Raw genomic sequence first — 15,784 nt, 5'->3', positions numbered from 1 at the left:
AACCGCAGTACGCAGTTCTGCTTATTCGCGTTTGGGCGTTCGCTTAACGGTCAGGCTTTACGCCTGTTGTCCATAACCACCCACTGCCGATGAGCACCCCCATGATTACTTCCCGCGCCCTCGTGGCAGGTGTCGGCCTTGCTGCGCTCGCCACCTCCGCCTTCGCCCAAACCGCGCCCAGCGCCGATGAAATCGCCATTCTGCGTGCTCAGGTTCAAGCCCTGTCCGCCCGCCTCGAACAACTCGAAGCCCAATCTCAGACCCAGACCCCGGCGCAAGCCGCCGCAGCCGGGACCCCGGCCCCGGTCGCCGCCCCCGCGCCGCGTCCGGTCGCCCAGGCGGCGACCGCGACCACTTCGGTCGACTGGGCCACGGGCCTGCCCGAGCTGCGCAGCCCGGACGGCTTCACCTTCAAGCCGCGTATTCGCGTCACGGCCGACCTGTCGAACACCTTCGGCTCGGACTTCGACAGCCGCAATCTGACCACCACCGAACTGCGCGGCCTGCGCCTGGGCGCTCAGGGCAAGACCCCCGGCGGCTTCAGCTACTGGATCGAAGGCGACATCGCCGACAACTCGGTCAGCGTCGCCAACGCCTTCATGTCCTATAATCGCAAGCTGGGCGGCCGTGATCTGGAAGTCTCCGCCGGTCAACGCCTGAATGACCGCGGCGTCGAAGGCGGCACGGCCGAGGACATGGTCCCGTTCCTGGAGCGCAGCCTGATGGTCTCGACCGTCGGACCGGAACGCGGCGCCTATGGCGTCGGCCTGTCGTCCAAGCTGACGGGCAGCGTCTGGCACGCTTCGCTGTCTCTGACCGGCGACGCCATCAGCGGCGGCACGACCAACGACTCCGTCACTCTGATGGCCCGGACCCACTGGTCGCCGTTCAAGACCGACGCCGGCTTCCTGCACATCGGCGGCTGGGGCTTCGTCGAGGACCTGACCCCGAACGCTTCCGTCGCCTCCCGCAGCCTGGTCGTCTCGTCGCGAGGCAACGACAATCTGCGTCTGGCCGGCGGCGCCTATGTCGATCCCAAGGGCAGCAAGGGCCTGGGCCTGGAACTGGGCGGCGTGCATCGTTCGGGCTGGCTGATGGCCGAAGGCGGCAAGCGTGTCGTCGAAACCGCCGCGCGGGATTACGATCAGGACGCCTACAGCATCTCGGCCGGCTTCTTCATCACCGGCGAAAAGCCGCCGCTTTCGACCCGCACCGGCACCTGGTCGCGGCCCAAGGTTCTGAACCCCCTGGGAACCGACGGCTATGGCGCGGTCGAGGTCGTCGGTCGCTATGACACCGCCGACTACAGCGACAGTCCGACCGGCGGCGAGGGCGACACCTGGCTCCTGGGCGTCAACTGGTATCCCACGAACAACACCCGCGTCTCCGCTCACTGGAGCGCCTGGTCGGTGGATAATCGCACCGGAACCTTCGCCGGCGACGACAGCGGCAACACCGCCACCGTCCGCGTGCAGACCGCCTTCTAAACGACCAGCCTCCGCCCGGAACGGTTCGCCGTTCCGGGTTCCTTCACAGTGGCATGCCGAGAGATGATCGCATGAATCCGAAGAACATCCCGATGCAGCGCAAGCTGGCCATCGCCTTCGCAATCCTGCTGACCGTGGCGGCCGCCATGATCGGCGCGGTCTTCTCCCAACTGTCGGAGATGAAGACCGCCGCCGATCTGAACGCCGAAAGCAGGGCGATCGTTGAGCACACCCATGTGGCCGAGAAGGGCTTTATTCGCCTGAACTCGCAGATGCGCGGCGTGCTGCTGACCGGAAACGAGGATTATCTCGACGTCTACAGAAAGGGCTGGGAACAGTTCGAACAGTCCGTCGCCGCCCTGAAGGCCGCTCGTCTGACGCCGGAAGAGAGCGCGCTGGTCACGAAGGCCGAAGCGGACGCCGCCGCATGGCGCGCCGAGTTCGGGACGCCCCTGACCGAGGCGGCTCTGGATCCCGCCGCGATCGACGCCGCACGCCGCGTCGTGATCGATTCCGGCGATCGGGTGCGCGTCACCCACATCACAAAAGCGATCACCGAAGTACGGGACATCGAAGTCGAGCGGATGAACCTGCGCGACGCCCAGCATGCCTCGGCGATCACCGCCTCCTTCGTCGCCCTGGCGGTCGGGGGACTGATCCTGGTCGCGGCCGCCGTCTTCCTGGGCGTTCAACTGTCCATCATGATGGTCGCGCCCGTGCGCCGCATGACCGGCGCCATGTCGGTCATGGCCGAGGGCAAGCTGGACGTCGCCATCCCCGACACGGACCGCAAGGACGAGGTCGGCGCCATGGCGCGTGCCATGCAGGTCTTCCGCGACAACGGTCTGCGCGCCAAGACTCTGGAACTCGAAGCGGAAACGATGCGCGACGAGTCCGAGGTCGAACGCCGCCGTCGCGAAGCGGCCACGGCCCAGGAGGCGGCCGAGAACGCCGTCGTCATCGAAAACCTGGGCAAGGGTCTGTCGGCCCTGGCCGACGGGGATCTGGTCTATCGCATCGACGCGGCCTTCCCGGCGCGCAGCGAAGTCCTGAAGGCCGATTTCAACCGTTCCATCGCTCGTCTCGAAGAAGCGGTGACGGGGGTGCTCGGATCGGTCCACGGCATCGAGTCCGGCGCGGGTGAGATCAGCCAGGCCTCCGACGACCTTTCCCGCCGCACGGAACAGCAGGCCGCTAGCCTGGAGGAAACCGCCGCCGCCCTGGACGAGATCACGGTCACGGTCCGCAAGACCGCCGAAGGCGCGACCAAGGCCGCCACCGTCACCAGCGGCGCTCGCCAGAGCGCCGAAGCCTCGGGCGCCGTCGTCATGAACGCCGTCGAGGCCATGCAGAAGATCGAGGACGGATCGCGCCAGATCAGCCAGATCGTGGGCGTCATCGACGAGATCGCCTTCCAGACCAATCTTCTGGCCCTGAACGCCGGGGTCGAAGCGGCGCGCGCCGGCGAGTCCGGTCGTGGTTTCGCGGTGGTCGCTTCGGAAGTGCGGGCCCTGGCCCAGCGATCCGCCGAGGCCGCCAAGGAGATCAAGGGTCTGATCAACAGTTCTGGCGCCGAGGTCGAGGCCGGGGTTCGTCTGGTCAGCGACGCCGGGCAGGCCCTGCAGGCCATCGCCTCGCAGGTGAACGACATCAGCGCCCTGGTGGTCGAAATCGCCGCCTCCGCCAAGGAACAGGCGACGGGCCTGCACGAGATCAACGTCGCCGTGAACCAGATGGATCAGGTGACCCAGCAGAACGCCGCCATGGTCGAGCAGGCCACCGCAGCCAGCAACGCCCTGCGCCAGGAGACGGCCGAGCTGTCGTCCCAGGTGTCCTTCTTCCAGGTCTCGGGCGGTCGCGCGCCCCGCTCGGCGCCCGCCCGCGTCTCGGCCCACCCGACGCCTCGCCCGGCTTCCCGTCCAGCGCCGCGCGCCGCGCAGCGGGTGGTCAAGGTCGCCGGTGGCCGCGATGTCGTTCTGACCTCCGACGCCGACGGCTGGGAAGAGTTCTGATCAAGGCGAGGTCGAGCTGGAGCTGAAGCCCGCCTCGACCTCGCTTCTCGGCCAACATCTGAATGCGCGCCAACAGAGTTGAACGCGGCGAAAGTTGACTTCCGTCGCAACTTTTCGCCGATTGTGTAATCGCCGCAACGCTGTCTGAAATGTCATGGATTTAGCCGCTTTCCAGCCATGATTGTCACGTCCCAAGGAGGCTGACCTCTCCTCTCCGGAACGCTGTTTCATGACCCCGACCGCGCTCATGCTGATTGCGCTGGCCTCGACCGCCGAGCCCGCCGCTGTCCAACAATCGCAAGAGGCGGAACCGTCCGTGGTCCTGCCGGACGTCAATGTGACCGGCGTCAAGCGAGGGGTCGCCCTGGGCGGGCAGGAGCCGATCGTCTCGTACGACTCGGCCCAGATCCAGGCGTTCGGCGCGACCAATATCGGCGAACTCGTCACCCTTCTTGAGGCCCAGACCCGAAGCGCGCGCGGAGGATCGCCGATCTTCCTGGTGAACGGGCGCCGTATCTCCGGCTTCCGCGAGATCCGGGGCATTCCCCCCGAGGCGATCGAGCGTTTCGACGTTCTGCCGGAAGAAACCGCCCTGTCCTACGGCTACAGCGCCAACCAGCGCGTCGTGAACATCGTGCTTAAGGCCGACTTCCGCTCCCTGACCTCCTCGGTCAACGTCAGCCGCTCGGACCAGGGCGGCCGCACGACGACCCAGAGCGAAAACAATCTTCTGAAGATCGCCGGCGCCGACCGCTGGTCGCTGGACGTCAACGGCAATAGCAGCAACGCCTTGTACGAGTCCGAGCGGAGTATCGACCGCAGCGATACGGGCGTCCCGCTCGATTCGACCGGCGACACGGACCTGAACGCCTATCGCACCCTTCAGCCGCGTGCGGCCGAGGCGTCGGTTGCGGGAACTTACAAGCACGACCTGAACGACAAGGTCGGCATGACCCTGAGCGGCAGCCTGGAGGACAGCAGCAGCCGCAGCTATCTGGGCCTGCCCGGGGTGACCCTGAACTTGCCGGAGAACAATCCCTGGTCGCCAGGCGGCGACGCGGCGGATCTGTACCGCTATGTCGATCTGCCCGGCACCCTGACGCGCCAGACCAACACCCGCGCCGCCGAACTGGGCTCGGTCCTGGACGGCTATCTGGGCGACTGGCGCTGGACGGCCACGGGCGAATACAGCCGTACCGAGACGGACACCACTACCGGGCGCGGCGTCGACGCCGGCGCCCTGCAGGCGGCGATCGACGCCGGGGATACGACCGTGGACCCGTACGGCGACATCAGCGGCGCGGTCACCGTGGTCGCCCGCGACACCGCCAATTCGGTCTCCCAGACCGCCGAGGCCGAGTTCGTATTGAACGGCACGGCCTGGGAACTGCCCGCCGGCGGCGTCACCACGACCTTCAAGGTCGGGGGCGAACACCAGTCCCTGGATTCCGAGAGCGTGCGTTCGGGCGTGGCGACCGACCGGTCGCAATCGCGGGACCTGGGTAGCCTGCAGGCCAACTTCGACCTGCCGATCTCCAACGTGGATCGTGGCGTCCTGCCAAAGATCGGCGATCTGTCGGCCAATATGAACCTGGCCTATCAGGAACTGTCCGACTTCGGCGGCGTGGCGAGCCTGGGCGCCGGGCTGAACTGGTCGCCGGTTGAACGCCTGTCCCTGACCGCCAACTATTCCGACGAGGACAAGGCCCCCACGATCCAGCAACTGAATGATCCGACCGTGGCGACCCCGAACACCGCCGTCTTCGATTTCAACACCAACCAGACGGTCGAGATCACCCGGATCACCGGCGGCGATCCCAATCTGAAGGCCGAGAACCGTCGGATCCTGAAGCTGGGCGTCAACTGGCAGCCCCTTTCTGCAACCGATCTGCGCCTGAACCTGGCCTATACCCGCACCGAGGCCGAGAACGAGCTCTCCAGCTTCCCCGCCATCACTCCGGACCTCGAGGCCGCCCTGCCGGAGCGGTTCGTCCGCGACGCCGACGGAAACCTGCTGTCGATCGACGCGCGCCCGCTGAATTTCGCCAGCCGGGAACAGCAGGACGTGCAGTGGGGCTTCAACTTCTCCAAACCGTTCGGCAAGCCGAACCCGGCCCTGATGGGACAGCGACCCGGCGGCGGCATGATGATGGGCGGTCCGCCGCCCGGCGGCGGTCGTTCCGGCGGCGGGCCTGGCGGTCCGGGCGGCGGCGGCGGGCGCATGCGCGGGGCCAGCGGACCCGGCATGCAGCCGGGACAGGGGATGTTCAACTTCTCCCTGACCCACACATGGCGTGTTCAGGACGAGGTGGTGATCCGCGACGGTCTGGCGCCCTTGGACCTGCTGGACGGAGATTCGATCTCCGGTTCGGGCGGCCAGTCCCGCCACGAGGTCCAGGTGCAGACCGGGGTGTTCAAGAACGGCTTCGGGACCTTCGTCAACGCCAACTGGAAGTCGGGCACGACCGTCGAAGGCAATGGCGCGGGTTCGGCCGATCTTGATTTCTCGGATCGGATGACGGTGAACCTGTTCGCCTTCGCCGACCTGACCCAACGCACGTCCCTGGTCGAACGCATGCCCTTCCTGAAGGGCGCGCGCGTCGGCATCGGGGTGCAGAACATCTTCGACGACCGGATTTCAGTGACCAGCAGCGACGGCGCGACCCCGGTCAACTACCAGCGAGACTATCTGGATCCCCAGGGCCGGGTGTTCCGGATCAATCTGCGCAAGATCCTATACTGACGCCCAATCCCGCTCAGGGCCAGACGACGGCCAGGGCGATCAGGGCGGCGATGGCGGCCAGGGCCAGGGGATAGAAGAGACGGTCGGACATGGCGAAAGCCTAACCGGCCGTCCGGACCACGACAAGCCGGTCGGTCGGAGGGGGTGCGGCGCAATATTGCGTTGCGGCCCAAACCTTGACCCCTTCATGACGGCGGCCTACCCGGACTGAGCACCTTGAAGAGGACCGACCGAATGCCGCGCCTGATCCTGCTCCGCCATGGCCAGAGCCAATGGAACCTCGAGAACCGCTTCACCGGCTGGGTCGACGTCGATCTGACGGCGGAGGGCGAGGCCCAGGCGCGCCACGGCGGCGCGCTGATCGCCGAGGCGGGGTTCAAGCCCGCGGTCATGTTCACCTCGGTCCTGACGCGCGCCAAACGCACCGGCGCCCTGGCCCTGCAGGCGGCCGGACTGACCGATGTGCCGGTGATCGAGGACTGGCGTCTGAACGAGCGCCACTACGGCGGCCTGACGGGGCTCAACAAGGCCGAGACGGCCGAGAAGCACGGCGAGGATCAGGTCAAGATCTGGCGTCGCAGCTATGACGTGCCGCCTCCGCCGCTGGCTCCGGGCGGCGAGTTCGATTTCAACGCCGACCCCCGCTATGCGGGGCAGTCCATCCCGGACACCGAAAGCCTGAAGACCACCCTGGACCGCGTCAAACCTTATTGGGACGCCGAGATCGCGCCGCGGCTGAAGGCCGGCGAGGACGTGCTGATCGCCGCCCATGGCAATTCGCTGCGGGCCATCGTCAAACTGCTGTTCGCCGTGCCCGACGACAAGATCGTGGGCGTGGAGATTCCCACCGGCAATCCGCTGGAAATCGACCTGGACGAGGCGCTGAAGCCGACCGCCGCCCGCTATCTCGACGCCAGCCGCGCCGAAGAGCTGCCGACGATCGCATGAGCTGGACCGACGCCGATCGCGCCTTCATGGCCCAGGCCATCGAACTGGCGACCGGCCGCATGGGCGAGACCTGGCCCAATCCGGCGGTGGGCTGCGTCATCGTCAAGGACGGTCGGATCATCGCCCAGGCCGCCACGGCGCCCGGCGGACGTCCCCACGCCGAGGAACAGGCCGTGCCCGCCGCCGGCGACCAGATCGAGGGCGCGACCGTCTATGTCACGCTGGAACCCTGCGGCGCCCGGTCGTCGGGTCGGCAGTCCTGCGCCCATTTCCTGACCGAGGCCCAGGTGGCCCGGGTCGTCATCGCCTGCCTCGACCCCTCGCCCTTCGCCGCCGGCCGCGGCACCGAACGCCTGCGCGGCAAGGGACTTGTGGTCGAGACAGGCCTGATGTGCGACGAGGGCTCGGCTCTGTGCGAAGGCTTCCTGCACCGGCTCGAGACTGGGCGGCCTATGGTGCGGATCAGCAAGGACGGCGCCGGTTTCGACGGCCGGTTCGCCGCCTCGCCCAAGGCCGACCTGGTGACCGAACTGAAGCGGCTCGGAGAGGCGGGCTACACCCGTCTTTGGACCTCGCCCGGCGATCTCGCGGAGGCCCTGCGGGAGCAGGGTCTGTTGACGGACTGACAACCCCCTGTTGCTCAAGGCTTTCTTAAGCCGGCAGGGTTTATTCTGGTTCAATGGCCCAGGCCGCTGAACCCATTGTACGCAAGCGCCTGACCCAGGCGGAACTGGACGTAGTCTGCGCCCGGCACGACCGGCTGTTTCAGGCGCGCCCCGGCGGCGCCCGCGCGGTCTTCGCCTGGATGGACATCTCGGGCCTCAGCCTCAAGGGGCGGAACCTCGCCGACGCCGACTTCGCCGCCGCCTGTCTGGAGGGCTGCGATCTGACCGGCGCCAGGCTGGACAACGCCAACTTCTTCGGCGCGGACATGCAGGACGCGACCCTCGCCGAGGCCAGCCTGCGTCGCGCCGATCTTCGCGGCGCCTGTCTGCGCGGCGCGGACCTGTCGGGCGCCGACCTGTTCGAGGCCGATCTGCGCGAGGGCACCATCGCGGCGGCCGACTCCAAGCTGGGCTTCAAGGTCATCTCACCCCGTGCGCGCGAGGAGACCGAGGCCACGGGCGCCTGTCTCGCCGGCGCCAATCTGCAGCGATCCCGGATGTCCGGCGTCATCGCCGTCAAGGCCGACTTCTCCGGCGCCGTGATGAAGGACTGCAAGATGGTCCGCGCCAATCTGAAACAGGCCGACTTCCGCGGCGCAGACCTGGCCGGGGCCGATCTTTCCGGGGCCAACCTGTCCGGCGCGGACATGCGCGACGCCATCCTGGTCGGATGCACCATGACCATGTGGTGCGCCGACGGCGCCAATATGGAAGGCGCGCTGACGGACAAGCGCTCGGCGGGCGAATCCGTCGACCGGATGCCGGCCGCTGAAATGCTGCGCGAACACGCCCGCTGGTGCGAGACCGGCGGCGGCGAAGGCCAGCCGTCGGTGTTCGACGGCGTCGATCTGCGACCGCTGAAATCGATCACCGGCCTGAACCTGACCGCCCTGTCCGCCAAGGGCGCCGTCTTCTACGGCCTCGACATGGAGGGGGTGCAGCTTCAGGGCGCCCATCTCGAGAACGCCGACCTGCGCTCGGCCAAACTCTATCGGGCCGATCTGCGCGGGGCCCGACTGAAGAACGCCAAGCTGAACAGCGCGGATCTGCGCGAGGCCCAGCTGGGTCCGCTTCTGATTGGCGCGGACCGGCTCTTGCCCGCCGACCTGACCGGAGCGGTGCTGAGAGGGGCGGACCTGTCGGGAGCCGATCTGCGTCGCGCCGTCATGACGGGGGCGGACCTGGGGCGCGCCACTCTGCATGGCGCCCAGACCCGTCAGATCGATCTTACCGACGCGAACCTGACGGGCGTGCGCGGACTGATCATCGAAGACCAGGCCGCCTGACCTCTTAGGCCAGCGCCTTGAGCTGATCGACCAGATCGGTCTTTTCCCAGCTGAAACCGCCCTCCGCATCCGGCTCGCGGCCGAAATGGCCATAGGCGGTGGTGCGGGCGTAGATCGGCTTGTTCAGACCCAGGTGCTGACGGATGGCGCGCGGCGTGGCGCCGCCGATCAGGTCCAGGATCTTTTCCTCCAGAACCGTTTCCGAGATCCTGCCCGTGCCGTGCAGGTCGACGTGGATCGACTGGGGCTTGGCCACGCCGATGGCGTAGGAGATCTGGATGGTGCAGCGGTCGGCCAGACCGGCGGCGACCACGTTCTTGGCCAGGTAGCGGCAGGCGTAGGCGGCCGAACGGTCGACCTTGGTCGGGTCCTTGCCCGAGAAGGCGCCGCCGCCGTGGGGCGCCGCGCCGCCGTAGGTGTCGACGATGATCTTGCGGCCGGTCACGCCGGCGTCGCCGTCCGGCCCGCCGATCTCGAAGATGCCGGTCGGATTGATGTGCCAGACGGTGTTTTCGTCGGTGAAGCCTTCCGGCAGCACGTCCAGGATATGGGGTTTGACGATCTCGGCGACCTGGGCCGAGCTCAGTCCCTTGGCGTGCTGGGTCGACAGGACGATGGAGGTCGCGCGGACCGGCTTGCCGTCCTGATACTCGATCGTGACCTGGCTCTTGGCGTCGGGCTCCAGCTGCGAGCCGCCGGCGTGGCGAACCTCGGCGAGCCGCTTCAGGATGTTGTGGCTGTACTGCAGAGTGGCCGGCATCAGTTCCGGCGTCTCGTTCGAGGCGTAGCCGAACATGATCCCCTGATCGCCCGCGCCCTCGTCCTTCTCGTTGGTCGAGTCGACGCCGACGGCGATATCGGCCGACTGGGCGTGAAGGTAGCAGGCGTATTCGGCCGTCCGCCAGTCGAAGCCTTCCTGCTCATAGCCGATGTCCCTGACCGCGGCGCGGACCAGCGGCTCCAGGCTGTCGATGATGGTCTGGGTGAAGGCCTCGTTCTCTTCCTTGGTGTTGCCCGGCTGCGTGGCGCGCACCTCGCCCGCCAGGACGATCCGCTGCGTCGTCACCAGGGTCTCGCACGCCACCCGCGCTTCGGGGTCCTTCGACAGGAAGGCGTCGACGACCGTGTCCGAGATACGGTCCGCGACCTTGTCCGGGTGTCCCTCGGAAACGCTTTCCGAGGTGAAGAGGAAGGAGGAACGAGCGGCCAAGAGAGGCTCCTGTCAGTGAAAGCCCGTCAAACATATAAAGACATGCTTATATGTTCAAGTGATCATCCGGCCCTGGCCCCGTCGTACTCCGTATCTGGTTGCGACGGCGAAATCCGCTATGAGGATTGCGTGGGAGCGGATGAATGCCTGAAAGCCTGTCGCCAAGAGAAATCGAGTGCGTCCGCCTGGCGGGGCTGGGCCTCGAGGACAAGGAGATCGCCGCGCGCCTTGGCATTTCCCCCCGAACCGTCGGCAACCACCTCCATCGCGCCTATGCCAAGATGGGGGTTTCCGATCGCCGGCTGGCGGCGAAGCGGCTGAGTAGCGGTTACTCAGGGGCGCCGATACTCATTTCCGATCTGGGCGAACACGCGCTTGTTGATGCGGCGTCGGCCGAGCTTCCGGACGACGACGGTCCCGTCTCTGGGGCCGCCTGGTCCCTACCGCCTCCGCCTCGCGGCGTGGTCGGGCGACTGGCGGTCATCGTCGCGGGGGCCGCCGTCGCCCTGTTGCTCGCCATCGGGATCGTGACGGCAGGCATGGTGGTTCCCTCCCTGTTCGACCGGATCGCTCCCGAATGGGCCCGCTGACGCGGGGGCCATTTTTGGAGGACGGCAAATGAGAAGCATGCATATCGGGGTGAGGGTCGCTCGCCAGGTCAGAACCGCGGAACATGCGATCGACCAGGCGATGATCGAAGTCTGCAAGCTGATCCAGACCTCGCTTGAGGGACGGGTCGAGGCGCGTTTGGCGGCGGAGGTCGGTCAATCCGCTCTGGAGGACATCGTCACTGGCCTCAACCATCTGGCCAAGGTCCGTGCGACGGTGGCCTCGGGGCATGCGGGCCTGTTCGAGGTCGCGGAGGTCCACGATATCGGCTGGCGCATGGAGGGCATGGGTGAAACCAAGACCTCGGCATCGGCGGCGCCCGCTGTCTTCCCGATCGCCGCCTGACCGGCGTCGACGGAATGCCGTCACCCCTATGGATTTTCGGGACGGGCCTGACCATCGTCACCTTGGGGACGTTGGTCTGGAAGGGCGGGTGGCCCGAGCGGCAGGCGGCGGCGGGGCTTTTTCTCGCGCAGCTTTTGTCCGGCTGGGTCGACCATCTCGTCCTGGGGCAGTTCCGGTGGGCGGTGGCCTTGATCTCCCTCGGTCTCCTGGCGCTGCTCGTCCGGCTCAGCCTCCGCTATGACCGCTGGTGGCTGTTGTTCGCTGCCGGCGCCCAACTTCTGGCGCTCGGCACCCATGTCTCTTCCCTGGTCGGGCCCGACGCCCTGACCTGGTCGATCGTGACCACCCGTATGGTGGCCTGGGTCGAGATCATGGTGCTGGCGCTTTTCGGCGTCTGGGAAGCGAACACCGCCCCCTACGCAAAATCAGAACGCGCAAGAAACCGCGCATTTCATAACTACAAGGATATCCGATCGTGAACGCTCAAGCCCTCACGAACTTTCTGCCGCTCTTCCGGTCCTGGTTCGAAACCGCGCATCTGGCGGACAGACTGGGCCTGTCCGGGCTCGTGGCCAGCGAAGACAATTTGTTGGCCGAACTGGATCTCGGGCCGATGGTCGAGGCCGAGGCCCGGCTGTTGAACCATACGCCGTCCAATGCAACCGAAGCGGCCTGTCTGCTGGAGATCGTAAGGCAGAACATCGCCGACGCCGGCCGGTCGGACAGCCTGGACACCCTCGCGCTTGAATCGGTCCAGACATGGCTGGCCGATCTGACGATTGGTGGAGGCGAGGGGCCCGCCGTCGAACGGCTGCTGCAGCCTCGCCCCTGACCTCAGCCGCGCAGGCCCTTGGCCACGACCAGGAGGGCGTCGCGCTTCTCGGCGTCGCGGATGCCGCGGAAGGCAGACAGAAGTTCAGCCACGCCCGGCGAGGCCAGGACCAGTTCGTCGCCCTCGGCCACGTCCAGCTCGCCCAACAGGGCGGCGCCGGTGGATTTCAGCACGGCGGCGATCTGCAGCAGTCGGGCGGCCGAGACGCGGTTCACGCCGCGCTCGTACTTCTGAATCTGCTGAAAGGTCACGCCGGCGCCCGCGGCCAATTGGGCCTGGGTTATGCGGAGTTCTTCTCGACGGCTGCGAATGCGCGCGCCGATGGCGATGTCGATGGGATCTACTGTGTCGCTCATCTTGGCCTTCGGGGGAACGATAATCCCGTCGTCAGGCCCCAAATCGCCGAAGGCGTCAAGCTAAAGCTCGACTTTACAGGAAGTCTACGTACAAAAATTATGCCACTTCTCAACCGAGGCGGGAATTTTGTGGCTATATTTCTGTGGCGACATGATCTGGCTTGCGATTGTTGCCGCGCGCCTTGGTTCCAAGTCTGCCTGATCGCTGAAATACTGTATCGCAACGGGTTACAGTTTAATGAAGGCGCTTGGTTCGCTGCGCCACAGGCGCTGATCTGACCATGGCTCATGAAAATGGTGCCGCTTGCGTGACTCGAACACGCGACCCCCTCATTACGAATGAGGTGCTCTACCGGCTGAGCTAAAGCGGCCCGGTTGCGACGGACGAAGCAGCCCGCGCGAGAGGCGCTCTTTATACGGGCGTATCGCGCTTGCCAAGCGCCGCTTTCAGGGTCGCGAGCAATGTCGTGTCGTCGGGCGTCTCGGCCACGGTCGGGGTCAGGCCGATCCCGGCCAGGGGCGCGGCGGCGGCGGGTGAGATACAGGCGATGAGGGCGGGGGACAGGGCGGCCGCGCCGAATCCGGCGAGCGCCTCCGCCGCGCGGGGAGAATGGACCAGGATGGCGTCGAAGGCGGCCGGAATGCGGGCCGGGGCCTGCGCCGTACGATAGACGGCGACGGTCTGGAGGGACACCTCGCGGGCCTCGGCGACGGCGAGAGCGGCGGCCAGATCGCCCGCCGGGGTTTCCGCCTGGGGCACCAGCAGGGCGGCGTCGCTCAGCTCGACGGCGATCAGTCGAGCCAGGGCGTTCAGGTCGCCCCCGGCCGAGCGGACAGCGGCGAATCCGGCCTCGCGGGCGGCCTGGGCGGTTGCGTCCCCGACGGCGAAGACCGGGCGGTCGCGTCGCGGCGTCAGGGCGGCGAAGGCGGCGACGCCGTTGCGGCTGGTGAAGGCCAGGGCGGCGAATCGGTCGAGATCGGGAAGCGGAGGAGACAGGACCTCCACCGTCAGCAGGGGCTGGATCACCGGGTCAAGTCCCAGGTCGCGCAACCGGGCGGCGGTCCGGGACGCGCCCGGCTCGGCTCGGGTGATCCAGATGCGGGGACCCAGGGTGTTGGGGCGAGTAGAGGTCATCCGTCCAGGCTCTCCGGATCGACCTCCTGATCGCCGGCGGAGGCATGGACCTCGCCGCCCAGCCGTTCGCCCAGGGCGCAGGCGTCGGCTTGCGTGGGCTGGAACAGTTCGCCGACGCGGCGCCACCGGGCCGAGCCGTCGGGGCTCAGCATTTCGGTGGTCAGGCGCAGGACGCCGTTCTCGATCAGGGCATGGGCGCCGACGGCCGTGCGGCACGACCCTTCCAGCGCCGTCATGGCCCCGCGCTCGGCGGCGACGGCTACGGCGGTCTCGGCATGGTTCAGGGCGGCGACCCAGGGGGCGTCGATATCGGCCGCGCGGGTCTGGAGCGCCAGGGCGCCCTGGCCCGGCGCCGGCAGGAAGGCGTCCAGCGAAAGTTTCTCGCGGATATGGTCGGTCACGCCCAGCCGGGTCATGCCCGAGACGGCCAGCAGTATGGCGTCGAAATCCCCATCGGCCGCGCGTCGCAGCCGGGTGTCGATGTTTCCGCGCAGCATCTCGATCTTCAGGTCCGGCCGCAGGGCCAGAGCCTGGGCCTGACGCCGCAGGCTGGCGGTGCCCAGCCGGGCGCCGAAGGGCAGGGCGTCGAAACTGTCGAAGTCGCGGCTGATGAAGGCGTCGCGCGCGTCCTCGCGTTCAGGAATGGCGGCGATGCACAGGCCTTCGGGCTGTTCGGCCGGGACGTCCTTCATCGAATGGACGGCGATGTCGATCCGGCCGGCCAGCAGGGCCTCCTCGATCTCCTTGGTGAACAGCGCCTTGCCGCCCAGCTCCATCAGGCGGCGGTCCTGGATCCTGTCGCCGGTGGTGACGATCTCGACCAGGGGCACGGCGGCCTCGATCTCGTTCTCGGACACGCCGAGGGCGCGGCCGATGGCCCGCTGCATCATGCCCGACTGGGCCAGGGCCAGCTTGGACCGCCGGGTGCCGATGCGGAGAGGAAGGTTCATGATCGTTGCTTACCGGACGCCGGATCGCTACCTCGACCCGATGGAGAGTTCCGCCGACTATAGCAGCGCCGCCGCAGCGGCAACTGGACGGGATGTCCGGGCGCTGACGGTGCTGGGCCTCGAGACCAGCTGCGACGAGACCGCCGCCTCGGTCGTGCGGCTGCACCCTTCGGAACTGGGGGGCCGAGCCGAGGTCCTGTCTTCGGTCGTCCACAGCCAGATCGACGACCATGCGGCCTACGGCGGCGTGGTGCCCGAGATCGCCGCCCGCAGCCATGTGGAGATGATCGCCGAGGTCACGCGCCGCGCCATGGCCGAGGCCGATCTGGCCTATGACGATCTGGACGGCGTCGCCGCCACGGCCGGGCCGGGCCTGGTCGGCGGGGTCATGGTGGGGCTCAGCTTCGGCAAGGCGGCGGCCCTGGCGCGCGGTCTGCCCCTGGTGGCGGTCAATCACCTGGAAGGCCACGCGGTTTCGGCCCGGCTGGGGGCCGAGGTCGCCTATCCCTTCCTGCTGCTGCTGGTGTCCGGCGGCCACTGCCAGCTTCTGGAGGTGCGCGGCATCGGCGACATGAGCCGGATCGGCGCCACCATCGACGACGCGGCCGGCGAGGCCTTCGACAAGATCGCCAAGGCCCTGGGCCTCGGCTATCCCGGCGGACCGGCGCTGGAAAGGTTGGCCATGCAGGGCGACGGGTCGAAGATCGACCTGCCGCGCGCCCTTCTGGGCCGCAAGGACTGCGACTTCTCCTTCTCGGGTCTGAAGACCGCGGCCTTCCGTATCGCCCAGACCTGCGAGACCCAGCAGGACAAGGCCGATCTGGCCGATGCGGTCCAGAACGCCATCGCCCGGCAGCTGTCCGATCGATCAGAGCGGGCGCTCGCCGCCTATGCCGAAACCCATGATCACCGCCTGTTCGTGGTGGCGGGGGGCGTGGCGGCGAACAGGACGATCCGCGCGACGCTGGAGGCGACGGCGGCGAAACACGGTTTCGACTTCCTGGCCCCGCCAATGGCCTATTGCACCGACAATGCGGCGATGATCGCTCTGGCCGGGGCCGAACGACTGGCCCTGGGCCTGACCAGCGACATCGACGTGGTCGCCCGGCCGCGATGGCCGCTGGACGAAGCGCGCGCCCTGGCCGATCCTTCGCACAAGCCGGGCCGCAAGGGCGCCAAGGCGTGAATCTGAACAGAGCCTCAGGA

At 67.6% G+C, this 15,784-nt stretch carries 15 protein-coding genes and 1 tRNA gene; 11 read left to right on the top strand and 5 right to left on the bottom strand.

Annotated features, from left to right (window positions below; genetic code table 11):
- Positions 1 to 101 precede the first annotated feature (101 nt).
- From H2037_RS10510 to H2037_RS10485, 6 genes are all read left to right on the top strand, one after another.
- A complete protein-coding gene (locus tag H2037_RS10510) occupies positions 102 to 1,487 on the top strand; it encodes a porin (RefSeq protein WP_292121333.1) in 1,386 nt (461 codons plus the stop codon).
- Positions 1,488 to 1,558: 71 nt separating this feature from the next.
- The gene (locus H2037_RS10505) at positions 1,559 to 3,499 is read left to right on the top strand and encodes a methyl-accepting chemotaxis protein (protein WP_292121330.1); all 1,941 of its coding nucleotides are present in this window, start codon (positions 1,559 to 1,561) and stop codon (positions 3,497 to 3,499) included.
- Positions 3,500 to 3,728: 229 nt separating this feature from the next.
- Positions 3,729 to 6,242, top strand: a complete 2,514-nt coding sequence (locus H2037_RS10500; protein WP_292121327.1) for a TonB-dependent receptor — start codon at positions 3,729 to 3,731, stop codon at positions 6,240 to 6,242.
- A gap of 234 nt (positions 6,243 to 6,476) precedes the next feature.
- Positions 6,477 to 7,190, top strand: coding sequence for a 2,3-diphosphoglycerate-dependent phosphoglycerate mutase (gene gpmA / locus H2037_RS10495; RefSeq protein ID WP_292121324.1), 714 nt, complete (start codon positions 6,477 to 6,479; stop codon positions 7,188 to 7,190).
- Positions 7,187 to 7,816 (top strand): bifunctional diaminohydroxyphosphoribosylaminopyrimidine deaminase/5-amino-6-(5-phosphoribosylamino)uracil reductase RibD, encoded by a 630-nt coding sequence (locus H2037_RS10490; protein WP_292121322.1) that lies wholly within the window; start codon positions 7,187 to 7,189, stop codon positions 7,814 to 7,816. Before gpmA ends, H2037_RS10490 begins: the two co-directional genes overlap by 4 nt.
- A 53-nt stretch (positions 7,817 to 7,869) precedes the next feature.
- Positions 7,870 to 9,141: a pentapeptide repeat-containing protein gene (locus H2037_RS10485; protein WP_292121320.1), complete on the top strand. Its 1,272-nt coding sequence runs from the start codon at positions 7,870 to 7,872 to the stop codon at positions 9,139 to 9,141.
- A gap of 4 nt (positions 9,142 to 9,145) precedes the next feature.
- Here the strand turns inward: H2037_RS10485 and metK are convergent, their stop codons facing one another.
- Entirely contained in the window at positions 9,146 to 10,351 is a 1,206-nt protein-coding gene (gene metK, locus H2037_RS10480) for a methionine adenosyltransferase (RefSeq protein WP_292121318.1), read from the bottom strand.
- 143 nt (positions 10,352 to 10,494) lie between these two features.
- Between metK and H2037_RS10475 the strand changes: the two genes are divergently transcribed.
- From H2037_RS10475 to H2037_RS10460, 4 genes are all read left to right on the top strand, one after another.
- A complete protein-coding gene (locus H2037_RS10475; RefSeq protein WP_292121316.1) occupies positions 10,495 to 10,941 on the top strand; it encodes a helix-turn-helix transcriptional regulator in 447 nt (148 codons plus the stop codon).
- A gap of 28 nt (positions 10,942 to 10,969) precedes the next feature.
- Entirely contained in the window at positions 10,970 to 11,305 is a 336-nt protein-coding gene (locus tag H2037_RS10470) for a hypothetical protein (RefSeq protein WP_292121314.1), read from the top strand.
- A 71-nt stretch (positions 11,306 to 11,376) separates the two neighbouring features.
- Positions 11,377 to 11,784, top strand: a complete 408-nt coding sequence (locus H2037_RS10465) for a hypothetical protein (RefSeq protein ID WP_292121310.1) — start codon at positions 11,377 to 11,379, stop codon at positions 11,782 to 11,784.
- Complete coding sequence (locus H2037_RS10460; protein WP_292121307.1) at positions 11,781 to 12,137, top strand: hypothetical protein; 357 nt, start codon at positions 11,781 to 11,783, stop codon at positions 12,135 to 12,137. Before H2037_RS10465 ends, H2037_RS10460 begins: the two co-directional genes overlap by 4 nt.
- Positions 12,138 to 12,139: 2 nt before the next feature.
- Here H2037_RS10460 and H2037_RS10455 read toward each other — a convergent pair whose 3' ends face one another.
- The 4 genes from H2037_RS10455 to hemC all read right to left on the bottom strand — a co-directional run bounded on the left by H2037_RS10455 (position 12,140) and on the right by hemC (position 14,578).
- Positions 12,140 to 12,493 (bottom strand): helix-turn-helix domain-containing protein, encoded by a 354-nt coding sequence (locus H2037_RS10455; protein ID WP_292121304.1) that lies wholly within the window; start codon positions 12,491 to 12,493, stop codon positions 12,140 to 12,142.
- A 295-nt stretch (positions 12,494 to 12,788) separates the two neighbouring features.
- Positions 12,789 to 12,864 (bottom strand) — tRNA-Thr (locus H2037_RS10450).
- A 41-nt stretch (positions 12,865 to 12,905) separates the two neighbouring features.
- Positions 12,906 to 13,628 carry a uroporphyrinogen-III synthase gene (locus H2037_RS10445; protein ID WP_292121302.1) on the bottom strand — a complete coding sequence of 241 codons (723 nt, stop codon included), beginning with the start codon at positions 13,626 to 13,628 and terminating at the stop codon, positions 12,906 to 12,908.
- The gene (hemC, locus tag H2037_RS10440) at positions 13,625 to 14,578 is read right to left on the bottom strand and encodes a hydroxymethylbilane synthase (protein WP_292121299.1); all 954 of its coding nucleotides are present in this window, start codon (positions 14,576 to 14,578) and stop codon (positions 13,625 to 13,627) included. Before hemC ends, H2037_RS10445 begins: the two co-directional genes overlap by 4 nt.
- Here hemC and tsaD point away from each other — a divergent pair.
- Entirely contained in the window at positions 14,577 to 15,764 is a 1,188-nt protein-coding gene (tsaD, locus tag H2037_RS10435; protein WP_292121298.1) for a tRNA (adenosine(37)-N6)-threonylcarbamoyltransferase complex transferase subunit TsaD, read from the top strand. The two genes, hemC and tsaD, sit on opposite strands and share 2 nt — an antisense overlap.
- Positions 15,765 to 15,784: the final 20 nt, after the last annotated feature.

Origin of the sequence: Brevundimonas sp. (assembly GCF_013912065.1) — a bacterium.
Classification (GTDB): Bacteria; Pseudomonadota; Alphaproteobacteria; order Caulobacterales; family Caulobacteraceae; genus Brevundimonas.
Note: the sequence above shows the minus strand (reverse complement) of the source record. Positions and strands in the feature narration are given on the sequence as shown.